This is a genomic window from Klebsiella sp. TF21-TM, from assembly GCF_019753495.1.
Taxonomy (GTDB): domain Bacteria; phylum Pseudomonadota; class Gammaproteobacteria; order Enterobacterales; family Enterobacteriaceae; genus Klebsiella; species Klebsiella quasipneumoniae.
In genome coordinates this window covers 1-18445 of the sequence record NZ_JAIJYL010000021.1, presented here as the reverse complement: position 1 = coordinate 18445, position 18445 = coordinate 1, and the positions used below count along the sequence as shown (strand labels likewise).

Sequence of the window (18445 nt, the reverse complement as noted above, 5' to 3'; positions counted from 1 at the left end):
GATATGTGAAAAGGGAGATACGGCGTACCGGCCGTATCTCCCTGCGATCAGGCGACGGCGTTCTCTTCCAACTGGCGCATGAACTGGCGAACCCAATCCATCCGCGTCTTACGCTCCTCGAGATCCTGCATGAACTTCAGGCGCGTCGGCCCGTCCAGGCGGAAGTGCTGCGGCTGCTTCTGCAGCAGGCCGATCAACCACACCGGATTGACGTTGTTTTTCTCGTTAAATTCGATCACGCCGCCTTTTTCATTGCTCTCCAGCTTACGGATCCCCAGCTTCTGCGCCTGCTGACGCAGACGGGCGATATCCAGCAGATTGCGCGCGGCGTCGGGCAGGCGGCCAAAACGATCGATCAGCTCGACTTTGATCTCCTCCAGATCCTGTTCGTTTTTGGCGCTGGCAATGCGCTTATAGAACGACAGACGGGTATTGACGTCGGGGATGAAATCATCAGGCAGCAGGGAAGGCATGCGCAGTTCGACTTCCGTCTGCTGGCTGGTGAGATCTTCCAGCGACGGCTCGCGCCCGGCTTTCAGGGCATCTACCGCATTCTCCAGCAGCTCCATATACAGGGAGAAGCCGATGGTCTCCATCTGACCGCTCTGATCTTCGCCCAGCAGCTCCCCGGCGCCGCGGATCTCTAGATCGTGGGTCGCCAGCGCAAAGCCGGCGCCAAGATCTTCCAGCGAGGCAATGGCTTCGAGGCGCTTTTGCGCATCGGTGGTCATCGCCTTCGGATGCGGCGTCAGCAGCCAGGCATAGGCCTGGTGATGGGAGCGGCCAACGCGGCCGCGCAGCTGGTGCAGTTGGGCGAGGCCAAAGTGGTCGGCGCGTTCGATAATGATGGTGTTGGCGGTGGGAATGTCGATCCCGGTTTCGATGATGGTGGTGCACACCAGCACATTGAAGCGCTGGTGATGGAAGTCATTCATCACCCGCTCCAGCTCGCGCTCCCGCATCTGACCGTGGCCGATGGCGATCCGCGCCTCAGGCACCAGCTCCGCCAGCTTGTCGGCGGCTTTCTGGATGTTCTCGACGTCATTAAACAGATAGTAAACCTGACCGCCGCGCAGCGTTTCACGCAGGATCGCCTCGCGCACGACCAGCGCATCGTATTCGCGAACGAAGGTCTTTACCGCCAGGCGGCGCGCCGGCGGCGTGGCGATGATCGACAGATCCCGCATCCCGCTCATCGCCATGTTCAGCGTTCGCGGGATCGGCGTGGCGGTGAGGGTCAGGATATCGACATCGGCGCGCATCGCTTTGATGCGCTCTTTATGCCGCACGCCAAACCGGTGCTCTTCGTCGACGATCAGCAGCCCCAGATCACGCAGCTTCACCTCGCTCTGCAGTAGCTTATGGGTGCCGATCAAGATATCGATTTTGCCTTCCGCGGCCTGCTCGAGGATCTGCGCCTGCTCTTTAGCGCTGCGGAAGCGGGAGAGCATTTCGATGCGTACCGGCCAGTTGGCGAAACGATCGCGGAAGTTGTCATAGTGCTGCTGAGCCAGCAGGGTGGTCGGCACCAGTACCGCCACCTGTTTGTGGTTCTCCACGGCGAGGAAGGCGGCGCGCATGGCCACTTCGGTCTTGCCGAAGCCCACATCGCCACACACCAGGCGGTCCATGGCCAGCGGCTGGCACATATCGCTGAGGACGGCGTTGATCGCCTGCGCCTGATCCGGCGTGGTTTCAAACGGGAAACCGTCGCAGAACAGCTGATACTGTTCGCGGTCGTGTTTAAAGGCAAACCCGGCTTTCGCCGCGCGCTGGGCGTAGATATCCAGCAGTTCGGCCGCTACGTCGCGTACCTTCTCGGCCGCTTTTTGCCGCGCCCGGGTCCAGGCATCGCCGCCCAGCTTGTGCAGGGGCGCGTTCTCTTCCGCTCCGCCGGCGTAGCGACTGATAAGATGCAGCGAGGAGACCGGAACGTATAATTTGGCATCGTTGGCGTAGGTCAGCATCAGGTATTCGCCGGTGATGCCGCCCGCCTCCAGGGTGGTCATCCCCGCATAGCGGCCCACACCGTGTTCCAGGTGAACGACCGGCTGGCCGATATGCAGTTCGGCAAGGTTGCGAATTAGCGTGTCAGGGTTAATGGTGCGACGGGAATCCTGACGACGGCGCGCTACGCGCTCGCCGAGCAGGTCGCTCTCGCAAATCAGCGCCAGGCCGCGCTGGCTGTCGATAAACCCGTGCTCGGCGGCGCCAATCATCAGATAGCGCCCGTTGCCGGTGGCTTCCTCCAGGCGCAGCAGGTGTTTCGGCGCAATTTTGATCCGCGCCAGCATTTCGCTCAGCGCTTCCCGGCGACCCTCGCTTTCAACGGAGAAGATCACCGGACCGGCAAACGCGTCGAGGAAGCGGCGCAGATTATCCAGCGGCGCTTTGTTTTGCGCCTGGACGGCGAGGTCCGGCAGCGTCTGGTAGCCCAGGTTGGTATTCGCTGCTTTTTCGGCCAGGCGCTCGGTTTTCAGCTGAACGCGCGGCCACTTTTTCAGTTCGCTGAACAGCTCATCGCTGCGCAGCCACAGCAGTTCCGGCGGCAGGAGCGGGCGCATCGGATCGACGCCGCGGTTTTCAAAGCGGGCGCGGGCTTCATTCTGGAAACGCTCCGCGCTGGCCTCGAGATCGCCGGTGTTGACGATCAGCGTGCTGGCCGGGAAATAGCTAAATAACGGCGGCAGCGGCTCGCTGAAGAACAGCGGCTGCCAGTATTCGATACCGGCAGGCAGCGTCCCTTTACTGACCTGCTGATAGATATGCTCGGCGTCGCGCTTCACCTCAAAGCGGTCGCGCCACTGACTGCGGAACAGCTCGATGGCGGTCTGGTCGGTGGGGAATTCGTGCGCCGGCAGCAGGTTAATGGCCGCCACTTCCTCCAGCGTGCGCTGGCTGTCGACGTCGAACAGGCGCAGGCTGTCGATTTCATCGTCAAAAAAATCGAGGCGGTAGGGCTGGTCGCTGCCCATCGGGAACAGGTCGAGCAGCGCGCCGCGGGTGGCGTATTCGCCATGCTCCATCACCTGATCGACATGGCGGTAGCCGGCCCCCTCGAGCTGGTCGCGCAGCGCATCGCGCGACAGGCGCTGACCCTTTTTCATCACCAGCGCGTGGCCGTGAAGGAAGCTGTGCGGACAGACGCGCTGCATCAGCGTGCTGACCGGGACGATCAGCACGCCGCGCTGCATAGTGGGTAACTGGTAAAGAGTGGCAAGACGGGAGGAGATGATGTCCTGATGCGGCGAGAAGCTGTCGTAAGGGAGCGTTTCCCAGTCCGCCAGCCCCATCACCAGGCTGTCGGTGAACTGCCTGATCTCGTCGTTCAGACGCAGCGCGTTTTGCATGTCAGGCGCCACCAGCACCACCGGGCCCTTGTGGCGTTCGGCCATCTCCGCCACCAGGGTGGCGCAGGCTGCGCCGGTCAACTCGCCAAGCTGGCGCTGGTCACCGGCTTTCACCGGCAATGAGTATCGATATTGTTCAGGCATAGACGGTTTCATGGTCTCTTAGGGATTCGCTCTGCCGATATGGAGGGCAACTCGCTGATATTCAATAGTGAGATTATCCGCGATTGGTCTGGATTCGCCAACCCGAATTGCCATCGCGTGTTGAGTGAAGAAAGGTCAGCGCTGTCGATAAGCGTAAAGATTAATAAGTAAGTACTTATCTATCCGTTTGTATTTGCTTGATTTTTAGGATTATTGCTAATAAAGTCGTCAGGTATCAGTCATTTACGCTGCCCCTAATCGCTTATATACTCGGGAATCGGCTATCAGCAACCAGATGGATGACATGTACCAACCTGCCGCACTCTTTATCGGCCTGCGCTATATGCGCGGGCGCGCAGCCGACCGCTTCGGTCGTTTCGTCTCTTGGCTTTCCACCATCGGTATTACCCTCGGCGTCATGGCGCTGGTGACGGTCCTGTCGGTGATGAACGGCTTTGAACGCGAACTGCAAAACAACATCCTGGGGCTGATGCCCCAGGCCATTCTTAGCGCCAAACAGGGTTCGGTGAATCCCCAACAGCTGCCGGAGCGCGAGGCGAAACTCCAGGGCGTCACCCGCGTGGCGCCGATCACCACCGGCGACGTGGTGCTGCAGAGCGCGCGCAGCGTGGCGGTCGGCGTGATGCTGGGCATCGACCCGGCGCAGAACGATCCCCTGACACCGTACCTGGTGAACGTCAAACAGAGCGATCTGCAGGCGGGCAAATATAACGTGATTCTCGGCGAGCAGCTGGCGGGCCAGCTGGGGGTGAATCGCGGCGATAAAATTCGCGTGATGGTCCCCTCCGCCAGCCAGTTTACGCCGATGGGGCGCGTGCCGAGCCAGCGTCTGTTTACAGTCATCGGCACCTTCGCCGCCAACAGCGAAGTCGATGGTTATCAGATGCTGACCAACATCGACGATGCTTCCCGTTTGATGCGCTATCCGCTGGGGAATATCACCGGCTGGCGCCTGTGGCTGGATAAACCGCTGCAAGTGGATACCCTCAGCCAGCAGACGCTGCCGTCGGGCACCCAGTGGCAGGACTGGCGCGAGCGCAAGGGCGAACTGTTCCAGGCGGTGCGTATGGAGAAAAATATGATGGGCCTGCTGCTCAGCCTGATCGTCGCCGTCGCGGCCTTCAACATTATTACCTCGCTGGGGATGATGGTGATGGAGAAGCAGGGCGAAGTGGCGATCCTGCAGACCCAGGGGCTGACGCCGCGACAGATTATGGCCGTCTTTATGGTGCAGGGCGCCAGCGCCGGGATCGTCGGCGCGCTGCTGGGAGCCGTGCTTGGCGCGCTGCTGGCCAGCCAGTTGAATAATTTAATGCCGATCATCGGCGCCTTCCTTGACGGCGCGGCGCTGCCGGTGGCGATTGAGCCGCTGCAGGTCGTCGTGATCGCCCTGGTGGCGATGGCGCTGGCATTGTTGTCTACGTTGTACCCTTCCTGGCGCGCTGCCGCCACTCAACCCGCTGAGGCTTTACGTTATGAATAAGATCCTGCTGCAATGCGACAACCTGTGCAAACGCTATCAGGAAGGCAATGTGCAAACCGATGTCCTGCACAATGTCAGCTTCAGCATTGATGAAGGCGAGATGATGGCCATCGTCGGCACCTCCGGCTCCGGCAAAAGTACCCTGCTGCATCTGCTCGGCGGCCTGGATACGCCGACCTCTGGCGACGTGATTTTCTCCGGTCAGCCGATGAGTAAGCTTTCCACCGCCGCGCGCGCCGACCTGCGCAACCGCGAGCTGGGCTTTATCTATCAGTTCCACCATCTGCTGCCGGACTTTAGCGCGCTGGAAAACGTGGCGATGCCGCTGCTGATTGGTAAAAAGAAGCCGGCGGACATTGAACGCCAGGCGAAAGCAATGCTGCAGGCGGTCGGGCTTGAACACCGCAGCCAACACCGTCCGTCGGAGCTCTCCGGCGGCGAACGCCAGCGGGTGGCGATTGCCCGCGCGCTGGTGAACAAACCGCGGCTGGTATTGGCGGATGAGCCGACCGGGAACCTCGACGCCCGCAACGCGGACAGCATCTTCCAGCTGCTGGGCGAACTGAACCTCGCGCAGCGCACCGCGTTTCTGGTGGTGACCCACGACCTGCTGCTGGCGAAGCGGATGAGCCGCCAGCTGGAGATGCGCGATGGCCGCCTGACCGCCGACCTGACCCTGATGGGGGCCGAGTAATGGCCTCTCCGTTATCGTTATTAATTGCATTGCGTTTCAGCCGCGGCCGGCGGCGCGGCGGCATGGTGTCGCTGATCTCGGTGATCTCCACCATCGGCATTGCGCTGGGGGTGGCGGTGCTGATCGTCGGTCTCAGCGCGATGAACGGCTTTGAGCGCGAGCTGAACCACCGCGTGCTGGCGGTGGTGCCGCACGGTGAAATCGAACCCGTGAACCAGCCGTGGAATAACTGGCAGGAGGCGCTGGCGAAGGTGCAGAAGGTGAAGGGGATTGTCGCGGCGGCGCCCTATATTAACTTCACCGGCCTGGTGGAGAGCGGCAGCAATATGCGCGCCATCCAGGTGAAAGGGGTCGACCCGCAGCAGGAAACCCGGCTCAGCGCGCTGCCCACCTTTGTGCAGAATAACGCGTGGGCCGGCTTCAAGGCCGGCGAACAGCAGGTGATTCTGGGTAAAGGCGTCGCCGATGCCCTGCACGTGAAGCAGGGGGACTGGGTGTCGATCATGATCCCTAACGCCGACGCCGACCATCAACTGCTGCAGCCGAAACGCGTCAGGCTGCATGTGACCGGTATTTTACAGCTGAGCGGCCAGCTCGATCATAGTTTTGCCATGATCCCGATGCAGGATGCGCAGCAGTACCTGGAGATGGGCGGCAGCGTGACCGGCATTGCCATCAAGGTCACCGACGTTTTCCATGCTAACAAGCTGGTGCGCGACGCCGGCGAGGTGACCAACAGCTACGTCTACATCAAGAGCTGGATTGGCACCTACGGCTATATGTATCGCGATATCCAGATGATCCGCGCCATTATGTACCTGGCGATGGTGCTGGTGATCGGCGTGGCCTGCTTCAACATCGTCTCGACGCTGGTGATGGCGGTCAAAGACAAAAGCGGCGATATTGCGGTGCTGCGCACGCTTGGCGCAAAAGACGGCTTAATTCGCGCGATTTTCGTGTGGTATGGTTTATTAGCCGGATCGGTAGGCAGCCTGTTCGGGGTGGTGATCGGCGTGATCTGCGCGTTGAATCTGACGTCAATCATCAACGGCATCGAATACCTGATTGGGCATAAATTCCTCTCCGGCGACATCTATTTTATTGACTTCCTGCCGTCTGAACTGCACTGGCTGGACGTCTTTTATGTGCTGGTGACAGCACTGTTGCTGAGTTTGCTGGCCAGCTGGTATCCCGCCCGCCGCGCCAGCCGTATCGACCCGGCGAGGGTGCTGAGTGGCCAGTAATTTATCGTCATCGTCGGCCTGGCTGACGACACAAGAGGAATTGCTGAAATGTACTATGGATTTGACATTGGCGGCAGCAAGATAGCGCTGGGCGTATTTAATCAGGAGCGGCGGCTGCAGTGGGAAAAACGCGTCGCCACGCCGAAAAGCAGTTATGAGGATTTTCTCCAGGCGGTGGAGGCGCTGGTCCGCGAGGCCGATGCGCGCTTCGACCGGCAGGGGACGGTTGGGATCGGTATCCCGGGGATGCCGGAAACGGCGGACGGCACGCTGTATGCCGCTAACGTGCCTGCCGCCAGCGGCCGGCCGCTGCGCGCCGACCTCAGCGCGCGGCTGGGGCGCGATGTGCGCCTCGATAATGACGCCAATTGCTTCGCGCTGTCGGAAGCGTGGGACGATGAGTTTACGCAATACCCGCTGGTGATGGGGCTGATCCTCGGCACCGGCGTGGGCGGCGGCCTGGTGTTGAACGGTAAATCGATTACCGGACATAGCTATATCACCGGCGAGTTTGGTCATATTCGTCTGCCGGTGGATGCCCTGGAGGTGGTCGGGCGTGATTTTCCGCTGCTTCGCTGCGGCTGCGGCCAGCTGGGCTGCATTGAAAATTATCTCTCCGGCCGCGGTTTCGCCTGGCTGTATGAACATTTTTATCAGCAACCGCTTACCTCGCCGGAGATTGTGGCGCAGTGGCAGCAGCACGATCCGCGCGCCCAGGCGCATGTAGAGCGCTATCTCGATCTGCTGGCGGTGTGTCTGGGAAATATACTGACCATTGTCGACCCGGATTTGCTGGTGCTCGGCGGTGGATTATCTAACTTTACGGCCATTAGCGAAGGGCTGGCGCAGCGATTGCCGCGCCATCTTCTGCCGGTCGCCAGGGTACCGCGCATTGAGCGCGCGCGCCACGGCGATGCCGGGGGAATGCGCGGTGCGGCCTTCCTTCATCTGAGCCATTAACCACAGAGGTAGCTATGCAGTCGCGCCGTTTACATCGATTGAGCCGTTTTCGTCGCAATAAACGTCAGTTGCGTGACCGTCTGCGTCAGCGGATTTTCTTTAGGGAGGACAGGATGAAGCCTGAAGCGATGGCCAAACCGAGAGTGGTGGTGTTAACCGGCGCGGGCATATCGGCGGAGTCGGGGATCAAAACTTTCCGCGCGGCCGATGGCCTGTGGGAAGAGCATCGGGTGGAAGATGTGGCGACGCCGGAAGGCTTCGCCCGCGACCCGGCGCTGGTGCAGGCGTTCTACAACGCCCGCCGTCGTCAGCTGCAGAGTCCGGAGATCGCGCCGAACGCGGCGCATCTGGCGCTGGCGCGTCTGGAGGATCTGCTGGGCGACCATTTTCTGCTGGTCACCCAGAATATCGATAATCTGCATGAACGCGCCGGCAACCGCCGGGTGATCCATATGCACGGCGAGCTGCTGAAGGTGCGCTGTTCGTGGAGCGGCCAGGTGCTGGAGTGGACCGGGGACGTCACCGCAGAGGACAAATGCCACTGCTGTCAGTTCCCGGCGGCGCTGCGTCCGCACGTGGTCTGGTTTGGCGAAATGCCGCTGGGGATGGACGAGATCTACAGCGCGCTGGCCGAAGCGGATATTTTTATCGCCATCGGCACCTCCGGCCACGTCTATCCGGCGGCCGGCTTTGTGCACGAGGCGCGACTGCACGGCGCCCATACCGTTGAACTGAACCTCGAGCCCAGCCAGGTGGGCAGCGAGTTTGCCGAAAAGCACTACGGGCTGGCAAGCGAAGTGGTACCCGCCTTTATCGATAAGCTGCTGCAGGAAAACGCGCTGTAAACTGAATCAGCCTGCCGGGGGTCAGGGCGACGCCCACCGCTTCCGGCAGCGCTGTTGACAAGGATGTCACGTCATGACAGGAGTCAGACCATGCATCATCCCCTGGTCATTGCATCGATCGCCTTGATCGCGTCCATTATCGTCGGCATCTGGAGCCAGCGTGCGCTACCTGAATACGCCGATAGCCGACCGATCCTCTTCCTGCTGTGCCTGTTGATCGGCACCGGCAGCGCGTTGTGCCTGCTGCTGGATGGCTTAGCCCTGCTGTTTACCGGTCAGGTCGCGACGGGCGGTGTGCGGGTATACGGCCCCATGCTGCTGCTGGTGGTGCTGTGGAAACCCCTCAACGGGCTCTTCGGCATCATTGAAGATTTTGTGCAACGGCGAGCCGAAAAAGGGAAGGACAAAGGCCAGCCTGACGATGGGCGACGTTGATCCGCTTTCCTCTGAGGCGCGCATCACGTACTCCAGGCTATCGTCAGTCCCCCGGCGGTCGCTCTGGCGATATCGCCCGGACCGGCGCCGGGCAATGCCCTTCGTCATATCATTCTCGGCTTCTCCTTTCTGAGCGATTACCCGCGATAATTTTGTGCGTGACCGCTGATTTCCGTGCGTTTTTTTGTGCAGACCGGCAAATGTAGACCAGATTCAATAGGCGTCCGCACGTTCGCGCCGCGACCCTGTTCCCCCGCCCGGAAGTCTGTAAAGGAGACCCCGCCATGCCGTCACCGATGATTTATCAGGATCTCACTACCACCGCGCTGCTCAGCCATGCGGCGCAATACCACAGCGAGACGGAGATCGTCTCGGTGGGGGCCGGCGGGGAGAAGGAGCGCAGCAGCTGGGGGGAAGTGGCCAGCCGCGCTCAGCGGCTGGCATCGGCGCTGGCGTCGCTGGGGCTGCCGCCGGGCGCCCGCTGCGCCACCCTCGCATGGAACAATCGCCGCCACCTGGAGATCTATTTTGCCGTCGCCTCCGGCGGCTGGGTGACGCACACCGTCAATCCGCGGCTGTCGGTTGACCATCTGCGGTATATCCTCAACGACGCTGCCGACGAGGTGCTGTTCTTTGACCAGACCTTTTTGCCGCTGGTGGCGCAGCTCCTGCCGCAGCTGCCGACGGTGAAACACGTCGTGCTGATGGCGCCCTGCAGCGAAGCGGCGCTCAGCCAGCTGCCCTCATTGCTGTTTTTTGACGAACTGTTGCAGCAGGGGATGGCAGACTATCGCTGGCCGCCGCTCAATGAACTGACGCCGGCCTCGCTCTGCTACACCTCGGGGACCACCGGCCGACCGAAAGGGGTGTTGAATACCCATCGTTCGCTGGTCCTGCATGCCCTGAGCGGCAATCAGCCGGACGCCGCCGGGATCTCGGCCAGGGATAGCCTGTTGCCGGTGGTGCCGATGTTCCATGTCAACGCGTGGGGGACGCCGTTTATCGCCGCCATGGTCGGCGCGCGGCTGGTGCTACCGGGGCCGCACCTCGATGGCGACAGCCTGCTGCAGCTGCTGGCCGCCGAGAAGGTGACGGTGGCGTTCGGCGTGCCGGTGATCTGGGCCGGTCTGTTGGCGGCGATGCGGCGGTCGGACATGCGGCTGCCTGATTTTAAACGTGCGTTTGTCGGGGGCTCCGCGCTGCCACCGTCGATGATGGAGGCCTTTCAGCACGATTACGGCATTACGCTGATCCACGCCTGGGGAATGACCGAAACATCGCCCATCGGCACCATTAACACGCTGTTGAGCAAACATGACGCACTCCCGGCGCCGGAGCAGCAAAAACAGCGTACCGGTCAGGGGCGGCCTATTTTTGGCATCGAGCTACAGGTGGTGGATGTCGAGGGCGACCCACTGCCGATGGACGGTCAAAGTCAGGGATATCTGCAGGTCAGAGGGCACTGGGTGGTGGAGCAGTACTATGGTCAGGACGAAAGCGCCCTGACCGCGGCAGGCTGGTTTGATACCGGCGATATCGGTACGCTCGACGCCAATGGTTATCTGGTGATCAGCGATCGGGCAAAGGATATCATCAAGTCCGGCGGCGAGTGGATCTCCACCGTTGAGCTGGAGAATATCGCCATCGCGCATCAGGCGGTGCGCAGCGCGGCGGCCATCGCCGCCCGTCACCCGCGCTGGGACGAGCGGCCGGTGCTGCTGTGCGTTCGCGTGGAAGGGGGCGAAGTGGAAGAGAGCGATCTGCTGGCCTGGTTTGAGAAACGGGTGCCCAAATGGCAGATCCCGGACCGGGTGATATTTGTCGATGCGCTACCGGTCAGCGCCACGGGCAAGGTGCTCAAGAATCAGCTGCGCCAGGCCTATGGAGAGATTTTAATGAGTGAGGGAAAATGAGCCACGCGCGACCCGGTCTGACGACCTGCTCTCAGTATGACGCAGCGCTGCACGCCTTGTCGGCGGCGCGCCAGCGCTGGGCGGAGACCTCAGTGAATCGTCGTCTGGCGCTCCTGCGCCAGATCAAGGATGCCCTGGCTTCAATTGCTCCTGCGTGGGTGGAGGCGGCGGCGAGGGCCAAAGGACTACCGCCAGGCGATCCGCTGACGGGCGAAGAGTGGCTGGCAGGCCCCTGCGCGCTGATGGTCGGCTGCAACGGGCTTATCGCCACCCTGGAGCAGCTGGAGGAGAAAACCTTTCTCCGGCGGATCCCGCTGCGGACGCTGGCGGACGGCCGCCTGGCGCTGCGGGTGGTGCCCGGCACGCTCTGGGATCGACTGTTGCTGTCTGGTGTTCGCGCTGAAATTTGGATGCAGCCGGGGGTCACCCGGGCCAATCTCGATCGCTGCGCGGCGGCCGCATACGATATCCCGCCGGCCGCGCGGCATGGCAAGCTGGCGCTGGTGCTCGGCGCCGGGAATGTGGCCTCTATCGCGCCGCTGGACGTATTACACAAACTGTTTATTGAAAATCAGGTCTGCCTGCTGAAGCTCAACCCGGTGAATGATTATCTGCACGATCTGCTGGCTCAGGCTCTGGCGCCGCTGATCGCCATGGATGCGCTCCGCATCGTCACCGGCGACGCCCAGGCGGGGGCGTGGCTGACCACCCATCCCGCTGTCGATGAGATCCATATCACCGGCTCGCGGGAGAGCCATGACGCTATCGTCTGGGGCGATGGTGAGGCGGCTCGCCAGCGTCGGGCCGCCGGGACGCCGCTGAACCCGCGTCGGGTGACCTCGGAGCTGGGCGGCGTCAGCCCTACCATTATCGTCCCCGGTCCGTGGAGCGAGGCGGATATCGCTTTTCAGGCGCAGCAGCTGGCGACGCAGAAGATGAACAATGGCGGGTTTAACTGCGTGGCCAGCCAGGTGCTGATCCTGCAGCAGGGCTGGGAGCCGGCGTCGGCCCTGCTTAGTCAGCTGTACCGGCTGATCGCCGCCAATACCCGTCCGGACTATTACCCCGGCGCGGAAAACCGGCTGACTGACTTTCGCCTGCGCGCCCGTCAGCCGCTGGAGATAGCCCGCGGCGACGCGCTGCCGTTGATTGTGGCGAACACCGAGGATGATCCGGACTTCTGCCAGCAGGAGGTCTTTGGCCCGGGGCTGTCGATCACCCGCCTTGAGGCCGACAGCGCGGAAAGCTTTTTGCGCCAGGCGATCGGCTATGCCAATCAGCGGCTGCAGGGCACGCTGGGGGCCAATATTGTGATCCACCCGCGCACCCGCAAGGCGATTGGGCGTAAGCGTTTTAACGCGCTAATCGCCGAGCTGCGCTATGGCACGGTGGCGATCAACTGCTGGAGCGGGGTGGCCTTTCTGTTAGCTCCCTGCCCGTGGGGGGCGTTTCCCGGCCACAGGCTCGACGATATTCAGAGCGGGCGGGGCAAGGTGCATAACAGCTTTATGCTGGAGAAAACCGAGCGCACGGTGATTGAGGCGCCGTTTCGGCCGTTTCCGCGCAGTCTGTGGCATGGCGAACTGACGCTGATGCCCCTGCCGCCCTGGTTTATTACTCACCGGGGGCAGGAAGCGGTGGCGCAGCGGCTGGTGGATTTTTACCATCGGCCGCGCTGGCGCAAGCTGCCGGCGATCCTCTGGCGCGCGCTGAGGGGCTAAAGTGAGAGCAAAAAAAGGGCGGAACCGCGGTTCCGCCCGGCGGGATTAGCGGCCCGCTTTCAGCTTCTGGTAATACTCTTCATAAATAGCGCTGGCGCTGCCGACGTCATTTTGCCATTCGCCTTTCTCGATGGTGGCGGCGTCCGGATAGAGCGATTTATCGTTGGCCACGGCCGGGCTGAGCATTTTGCGCGCCGCCAGGTTTGGCGTGGGGTAGCCGATGGTTTCCGCGACCTGCTTGGCGACATCCGGGCGTAGCAGGAAGTTAATCAACTTCAGCGCGCCGTCGACGTTTTTCGCATTTGCCGGGATCGACAGGCTGTCCATCCAGAAGATGCCGCCTTCTTTCGGCCAGATCACTTCCAGCGGCGTACCGGCCTGGCGGGCGACGTAAGCCGAACCGTTCCATACCATGCCGAGGTTCACTTCGCCTTCCATATACGGGTTCGCCGGGTTATCGGAGTTAAACGCCGCGACGTTGGGCATCAGTTTTTTCAGCTCGTTATAGGCGGCTTCAATCTCTTTCGGGTCGGTCGTGTTGCCGGAATAGCCCAGCTTACGCAGCGCTATCTGGAACACTTCGCGCGCGTCGTCGGTCAGCAGCAGGCTGCTTTTGTATTCCGGCTTCCACAGGTCGGCCCAGCTGGTGACGGTTTTCGGATCGATAGTGTCGCTGTTGACGCCGATGGCCGTCGCCCCCCAGATGTAGGGGATGGAGTAGTCGTTATTCGGGTCGAACGGTTTGTTCAGCATCTGCGGATCGAGGTTGCTGAAGTTAGTCAGCTTGCTCTTATCGATCTTCTGCAGCATGCCTTCTTTACGCATCTTGTCGACGAAGTAGGTCGACGGGACGACCAGGTCGTACGCCCCGTCTTTATAGGTCTTGAGCTTGGCGTACATGGTTTCGTTCGACTCGTAGGTCGAGTAGATAACCTTGATGCCGGTCTCTTTGGTGAACTGCTCCAGCAGGCCCGGCGGCACATATTCGGTCCAGTTGTAGAAGTAGAGCGTTTTGCTGTCGTCCGCGTGGGCGGCGCTCATGCCGATTGCCAGAGCGCCCGCCGCGAGCAGGTGGCGTGACCATTTTTTCATTTTAACGTCCCCTGAGTTTTATCACGTGCAATTAACTGACTGGCGATGACCATCACCAGCGACAGAACCAACAGTATCGTTGCCAGAGCGTTCACCTCTGGCGAAACGCCGACCTTGACCATCGAATAGATCTTCAGCGGCAGGATTTCATACCCCGGACCGGTGACGAACGATGAGACCACCACGTCATCCATCGACAGCGTGAAGCTCAGCAGCCACCCGGCCGCCACCGCCGGCAGGGCCAGCGGCAGGATGATTTTGCGCAGGATGGTCATCTCGCTGGCGCCCAGATCTTTCGCCGCCTCCAGCATCCGCACATCAAAGCCTTTCAGCCGGGAGTAAACGGTGACCACCACAAACGGCAGGCAAAAGGTGATATGCGAAAACAGCAGCGACCAGAAGCCAAGCTGGACGCCAATCAGCATAAACAGCACCAGCAGGGAGATGGCCATGACAATATCGGGCGACATCATCACCACAAACAGCATGCCGCTAACGAACGGTTTGCCGCGAAAACGGTAGCGATACAGCGCCACGGCGGTTAGCGAGCCGATAAGGGTGGCGAAGGTCGCCGACAGCACCGCCATGGTCAGCGAGTGCTGGGCGGCCTGCAGGAGGCTATCGTTGTTCATCAGCAGACTATACCAGTCGGTGGTGAACCCCTGCCAGTTGATGCCGAAGCGCGACCGGTTAAACGAGTTAACGATCAGAATAATAATAGGGATGTAGAGATACGCGTAGATGGCGGTCATAAAGCCGCCGCGCAGCAGTCGACCGATCATTCCAGCTCCACCTTTTTATTCAGCAGGCGCGCCGCGCGCCAGTAAATCAACAGCATCAGGCCCATCACCAGGGTTAAGGTAATGCTGGTTGCCGCGCCGAACGGCCAGTCGCGAATATTGAGGAACTGGCTCTTGATCACATTGCCGATCAGCAGGTTCTTGGCGCCGCCCATCAGGTCGGAAACGTAGAACAGCCCCATCGCCGGCAACATGACCAGCAGGCAGCCGGCGATGATCCCCGGCATGGTCAGCGGAATGATGATGCGGATAAACGTCTGCAGCTTGCTGGCGCCGAGATCTTTCGCCGCTTCCAGCAGCGGCCGATCCAGTTTCTCAATGCTGGAGTAGAGCGGCATCACCATAAACGGCAGCAGGATATACACCAGGCCGATAATCACCGCCGACGGGGTGAACATAATGCGTATCGGCGTGTCGATCACTCCCAGCCACAGGAGAAACTCGTTCAGGTAGCCTTTGGTGCTGAGGAAAATCTTCAGCCCGTAGATGCGGATCAACGAGTTGGTCCAGAAGGGAACGATCAGCAGGAACAGCAGCAGGGGCCGCACCTTCTGCGGCAGCCGGGCAAGGAACCACGCAAACGGGTAGCCCAGCGCCAGGCAGGCGAGGGTCGCCAGCAGCGCCATGTTCAGCGAATGCAGCAGCACGTCGTAATAGAGCGGATCCAGCAGCCGCGAGTAGTTGTCCAGCGTGAAGACCAGCTTGACGAAGTTAGCGTCGTCGCGGGTCAGGAAGCTGGTGGCGATGATCATCAGGTTGGGCAGAAAGACAAACAGCACCAGCCAACCGACGATGGTGGCGATCACCACATTCTGGAATTTACTGGTGTTCTTCATCGGCCAGCACCACCTCCCAGCTCTCCACCCAATTGATAGACATTTTCTGGTCAAGAGAGTGGTCGAAATCCGGGTCGTCTTCGTTAAAGAATTCGCTGACCATCACCATTTTGCCGTTTTCCAGCTCCACCACCGACTCGAGGGTCATGCCCTTATAGTTGCGCTCGCGCACATAGCCGATCAGGCCGTCGGCGTCGCTGTTGTGGTGGATCTCATCGACGCGCAGATCTTCCGGGCGCAGCAGGACATGCAGACGCTGGCCGGCCTCCACCGCAAAATTGACGGTGATGTTGCATTCACGCCCTTCCACGCTGGCCCGCACGCGCTGTTCGTCGAGGCGTTCAATGACCATGGCGTCGAAGATATTGATCTCGCCGATAAAGCTGGCGACGAACAGGTTTTTTGGCTCTTCGTAGATCTCGCGCGGGGTGCCGTCCTGTTCGATTTTGCCATCACGCATCACCACGATGCGATCGGACATGGTCAGGGCCTCTTCCTGGTCGTGCGTGACGAAGACGAAGGTGATGCCGAGCTTACGCTGCAGCGCTTTCAGTTCGTTCTGCATCTGCTTACGCAGCTTGTAATCCAGCGCCGAAAGGGACTCATCGAGCAGCAGCAGGCGCGGTTTGTTGACCACCGCGCGGGCGATGGCCACGCGCTGCTGCTGGCCGCCGGAGAGCTGGTGCGGTTTGCGCTGGGCAAACGCCTCCAGCTGCACCATCTTTAAGGCATCCATCACCCGCGGAGTGATTTCCGCCGCCGGGGTTTTCTGCATCCGCAGGCCGAAGGCGACGTTCTCGAACACCGTCATATGCGGAAACAGGGCGTAGCTTTGGAATACGGTATTAACGTGGCGGTTTTCCGCCGGAACATGAGTGATATCGTGATCTTCGAGATGGATCCGTCCGCTGTCGACGTTTTCCAGGCCGGCGATAAGGCGCAGAACGGTGGTTTTACCGCAGCCAGAGGGGCCAAGCAGGGTGAGAAACTCACCATTGTTGATGGTCAGGTTAAGGTTATCGATGACCGTTTTACCATCAAAGCTTTTGCGAATTCCCGCCAGTTGCACCAGCGGCGAACGCGAACGCGGTTGTATATTCAATTTTTGACTCTGTCCCATGTAGACGCAACGGAAACTTCCGACCGCTGCGGGGTTTGTGATTAACCACCTTTGGGGTTGCACGTTTTTAATAAGGGCCAGCATTCTACGGCAAACGAGGGTAATCGCCAATCCTTGATACCCCTGCATAGTCTACCTTTACACCATAACGTCGGTTCCGTTATTAAATTTCGCTTTACGGGCTAAGAATGACCTGACGCAATATTTGTCTTTTCTGGCTTATCAATAATGTTGTCACAAAAGAAGAGGGTGGCTACATGGATAAATTGCTTGAGCGTTTTTTGCAGTACGTTTCTTTGGACACGCAGTCGAAGCCTGGCGTTCGTCAGGTCCCCAGCACGGAAGGGCAGTGGAAGCTGTTACGCCTGTTGCAGGCGCAGCTGGAAGAAATGGGACTGGTCAAGGTAACGCTGAGTGAAAAAGGGACGGTAATGGGAACCCTGCCCGCCAACGTCGAGGGCGATATCCCGGCCATCGGCTTTATCTCTCACGTCGACACCTCCCCGGATTTCAGCGGCAAAAACGTTAACCCGCAGATTGTCGAAAACTATCGCGGCGGCGATATTGCGCTGGGTATCGGCGATGAGGTGCTCTCCCCGGTAATGTTCCCGGTTCTTCATCAGCTTTTGGGGCAGACGCTGATCACCACCGACGGGAAAACGCTGCTGGGGGCGGACGATAAGGCCGGCATCGCCGAGATCATGACCGCGCTGGCGACCCTGCAGGCGAAAAATATCCCCCACGGCGATATCCGCGTGGCCTTCACCCCCGATGAAGAGGTCGGAAAAGGGGCGAAACATTTCGACGTCGAGGCCTTTGACGCCCGCTGGGCCTATACCGTTGACGGCGGCGGGGTCGGCGAACTTGAGTTTGAAAACTTCAATGCCGCCTCGGTGACTATTAAGATCGTCGGCAACAACGTGCACCCCGGCACCGCGAAAGGGGTGATGGTCAACGCGCTGTCGCTGGCCGCGCGGATTCATGCCGAAGTGCCGGCCGACGAGGCGCCGGAGACCACCGAAGGCTATGAAGGCTTTTATCATCTCACCAGCATCAAAGGCAGCGTCGATCGGGCCGAGATGCACTACATCATCCGCGATTTTGACCGTAAGCACTTCGAGGCGCGCAAGCGCAAGATGATGGAGATCGCCAAAAAGGTGGGCAAGGGGCTGCACCCGGACTGCTATATCGAGCTGGTGATCGAGGACAGTTATTACAACATGCATGAGCAGGTGATCGCCCATCCGCACGTGGTCGATATTGCCCGCCAGGCCATGGTGGACTGCGATATCGAACCGCAGATGAAGCCGATCCGCGGCGGTACCGACGGGGCGCAGCTCTCGTTTATGGGACTGCCATGCCCGAACCTGTTTACCGGCGGCTACAACTATCACGGCAAACATGAGTTTGTCACCCTGGAAGGGATGGAGAAAGCGGTGCAGGTGATCGTGCGTATCGCCGAGCTGACGGCGGCACGAAAAGGGCATTAATCTTCTCAGGCAGCCCGGTAGGGCCGCGAGTCGGACAAGACGCCGGATGGCGGCTGCGCCTTATCCGGCCTACAGTCCAACCGGTGACTGCGGAACCCGTAGGCCCGGCAAGCGCAGCGCCGCCGGGCGGTCAACAGCAGAGCGGGTACTTGTCTTCGTGCCGGATGGCGGGTAACGCCTTATCCGGCCTACAGTCCAACCGGTGACCGCAGAAACCGTAGGCCCGGCAAGCGCAACGCCGCCCCGCGGGTAACAGCAGAGGGGGGAACTTTGTTTGGGGCGCGTTGGGGGCGCGCC

At 60.6% G+C, this 18445-nt stretch carries 15 protein-coding genes; 10 read left to right on the top strand and 5 right to left on the bottom strand.

The window, feature by feature from the left end; translation table 11 throughout:
• Positions 1-47: 47 nt before the first annotated feature.
• Complete coding sequence (gene mfd / locus K5R89_RS18680) at positions 48-3494, bottom strand: transcription-repair coupling factor (protein WP_032452446.1); 3447 nt, start codon at positions 3492-3494, stop codon at positions 48-50.
• A gap of 39 nt (positions 3495-3533) precedes the next feature.
• Between mfd and K5R89_RS18675 the strand changes: the two genes are divergently transcribed.
• The 9 genes from K5R89_RS18675 (at position 3534) to K5R89_RS18635 (ending at position 12810) form a co-directional block, all read left to right on the top strand.
• Positions 3534-3665, top strand: coding sequence for a hypothetical protein (locus tag K5R89_RS18675; protein WP_032428740.1), 132 nt, complete (start codon positions 3534-3536; stop codon positions 3663-3665).
• A 133-nt stretch (positions 3666-3798) separates the two neighbouring features.
• Positions 3799-4998, top strand: coding sequence for a lipoprotein-releasing ABC transporter permease subunit LolC (gene lolC, locus K5R89_RS18670; RefSeq protein WP_023289151.1), 1200 nt, complete (start codon positions 3799-3801; stop codon positions 4996-4998).
• A complete protein-coding gene (gene lolD / locus K5R89_RS18665; RefSeq protein ID WP_044522094.1) occupies positions 4991-5692 on the top strand; it encodes a lipoprotein-releasing ABC transporter ATP-binding protein LolD in 702 nt (233 codons plus the stop codon). Before lolC ends, lolD begins: the two co-directional genes overlap by 8 nt.
• A complete protein-coding gene (lolE, locus tag K5R89_RS18660; RefSeq protein WP_023289152.1) occupies positions 5692-6936 on the top strand; it encodes a lipoprotein-releasing ABC transporter permease subunit LolE in 1245 nt (414 codons plus the stop codon). The genes lolD and lolE overlap by 1 nt, the downstream gene beginning before the upstream one ends.
• A gap of 48 nt (positions 6937-6984) precedes the next feature.
• Entirely contained in the window at positions 6985-7896 is a 912-nt protein-coding gene (gene nagK / locus K5R89_RS18655; protein WP_044522096.1) for an N-acetylglucosamine kinase, read from the top strand.
• A gap of 14 nt (positions 7897-7910) precedes the next feature.
• Entirely contained in the window at positions 7911-8741 is an 831-nt protein-coding gene (cobB, locus tag K5R89_RS18650; RefSeq protein ID WP_017898959.1) for a Sir2 family NAD+-dependent deacetylase, read from the top strand.
• Positions 8742-8831: 90 nt separating this feature from the next.
• Positions 8832-9176, top strand: coding sequence for a hypothetical protein (locus tag K5R89_RS18645; protein ID WP_050534260.1), 345 nt, complete (start codon positions 8832-8834; stop codon positions 9174-9176).
• Positions 9177-9460: 284 nt separating this feature from the next.
• Complete coding sequence (locus tag K5R89_RS18640) at positions 9461-11089, top strand: long-chain fatty acid--CoA ligase (protein ID WP_048334699.1); 1629 nt, start codon at positions 9461-9463, stop codon at positions 11087-11089.
• Positions 11086-12810: an aldehyde dehydrogenase family protein gene (locus K5R89_RS18635; protein WP_217259092.1), complete on the top strand. Its 1725-nt coding sequence runs from the start codon at positions 11086-11088 to the stop codon at positions 12808-12810. The genes K5R89_RS18640 and K5R89_RS18635 overlap by 4 nt, the downstream gene beginning before the upstream one ends.
• Positions 12811-12855: 45 nt before the next feature.
• Here the strand turns inward: K5R89_RS18635 and potD are convergent, their stop codons facing one another.
• From potD to potA, 4 genes are read right to left on the bottom strand one after another with little or no spacing between them, the layout of a single operon-like run.
• Positions 12856-13902 carry a spermidine/putrescine ABC transporter substrate-binding protein PotD gene (potD, locus tag K5R89_RS18630; RefSeq protein ID WP_217259093.1) on the bottom strand — a complete coding sequence of 349 codons (1047 nt, stop codon included), beginning with the start codon at positions 13900-13902 and terminating at the stop codon, positions 12856-12858.
• A complete protein-coding gene (gene potC, locus K5R89_RS18625; protein WP_004150813.1) occupies positions 13899-14684 on the bottom strand; it encodes a spermidine/putrescine ABC transporter permease PotC in 786 nt (261 codons plus the stop codon). Before potC ends, potD begins: the two co-directional genes overlap by 4 nt.
• Entirely contained in the window at positions 14681-15538 is an 858-nt protein-coding gene (gene potB, locus K5R89_RS18620) for a spermidine/putrescine ABC transporter permease PotB (protein ID WP_004150812.1), read from the bottom strand. Before potB ends, potC begins: the two co-directional genes overlap by 4 nt.
• Positions 15522-16658, bottom strand: coding sequence for a spermidine/putrescine ABC transporter ATP-binding protein PotA (gene potA, locus K5R89_RS18615; protein WP_087827188.1), 1137 nt, complete (start codon positions 16656-16658; stop codon positions 15522-15524). The genes potB and potA overlap by 17 nt, the downstream gene beginning before the upstream one ends.
• Before the next feature lie 257 nt (positions 16659-16915).
• Between potA and pepT the strand changes: the two genes are divergently transcribed.
• The gene (gene pepT / locus K5R89_RS18610; RefSeq protein WP_023289160.1) at positions 16916-18148 is read left to right on the top strand and encodes a peptidase T; all 1233 of its coding nucleotides are present in this window, start codon (positions 16916-16918) and stop codon (positions 18146-18148) included.
• Positions 18149-18445: the final 297 nt, after the last annotated feature.

Bases quoted from the DNA above. Each gene is read 5' to 3' on its own strand.
- mfd (WP_032452446.1), bottom strand. From the start codon at position 3,494: ATGCCTGAACAATATCGATACTCATTGCCGGTGAAAGCCGGTGACCAG.
- K5R89_RS18675 (WP_032428740.1), top strand. From the start codon at position 3,534: ATGGAGGGCAACTCGCTGATATTCAATAGTGAGATTATCCGCGATTGG.
- lolC (WP_023289151.1), top strand. From the start codon at position 3,799: ATGTACCAACCTGCCGCACTCTTTATCGGCCTGCGCTATATGCGCGGG.
- lolD (WP_044522094.1), top strand. From the start codon at position 4,991: ATGAATAAGATCCTGCTGCAATGCGACAACCTGTGCAAACGCTATCAG.
- lolE (WP_023289152.1), top strand. From the start codon at position 5,692: ATGGCCTCTCCGTTATCGTTATTAATTGCATTGCGTTTCAGCCGCGGC.
- nagK (WP_044522096.1), top strand. From the start codon at position 6,985: ATGTACTATGGATTTGACATTGGCGGCAGCAAGATAGCGCTGGGCGTA.
- cobB (WP_017898959.1), top strand. From the start codon at position 7,911: ATGCAGTCGCGCCGTTTACATCGATTGAGCCGTTTTCGTCGCAATAAA.
- K5R89_RS18645 (WP_050534260.1), top strand. From the start codon at position 8,832: ATGCATCATCCCCTGGTCATTGCATCGATCGCCTTGATCGCGTCCATT.
- K5R89_RS18640 (WP_048334699.1), top strand. From the start codon at position 9,461: ATGCCGTCACCGATGATTTATCAGGATCTCACTACCACCGCGCTGCTC.
- K5R89_RS18635 (WP_217259092.1), top strand. From the start codon at position 11,086: ATGAGCCACGCGCGACCCGGTCTGACGACCTGCTCTCAGTATGACGCA.
- potD (WP_217259093.1), bottom strand. From the start codon at position 13,902: ATGAAAAAATGGTCACGCCACCTGCTCGCGGCGGGCGCTCTGGCAATC.
- potC (WP_004150813.1), bottom strand. From the start codon at position 14,684: ATGATCGGTCGACTGCTGCGCGGCGGCTTTATGACCGCCATCTACGCG.
- potB (WP_004150812.1), bottom strand. From the start codon at position 15,538: ATGAAGAACACCAGTAAATTCCAGAATGTGGTGATCGCCACCATCGTC.
- potA (WP_087827188.1), bottom strand. From the start codon at position 16,658: ATGGGACAGAGTCAAAAATTGAATATACAACCGCGTTCGCGTTCGCCG.
- pepT (WP_023289160.1), top strand. From the start codon at position 16,916: ATGGATAAATTGCTTGAGCGTTTTTTGCAGTACGTTTCTTTGGACACG.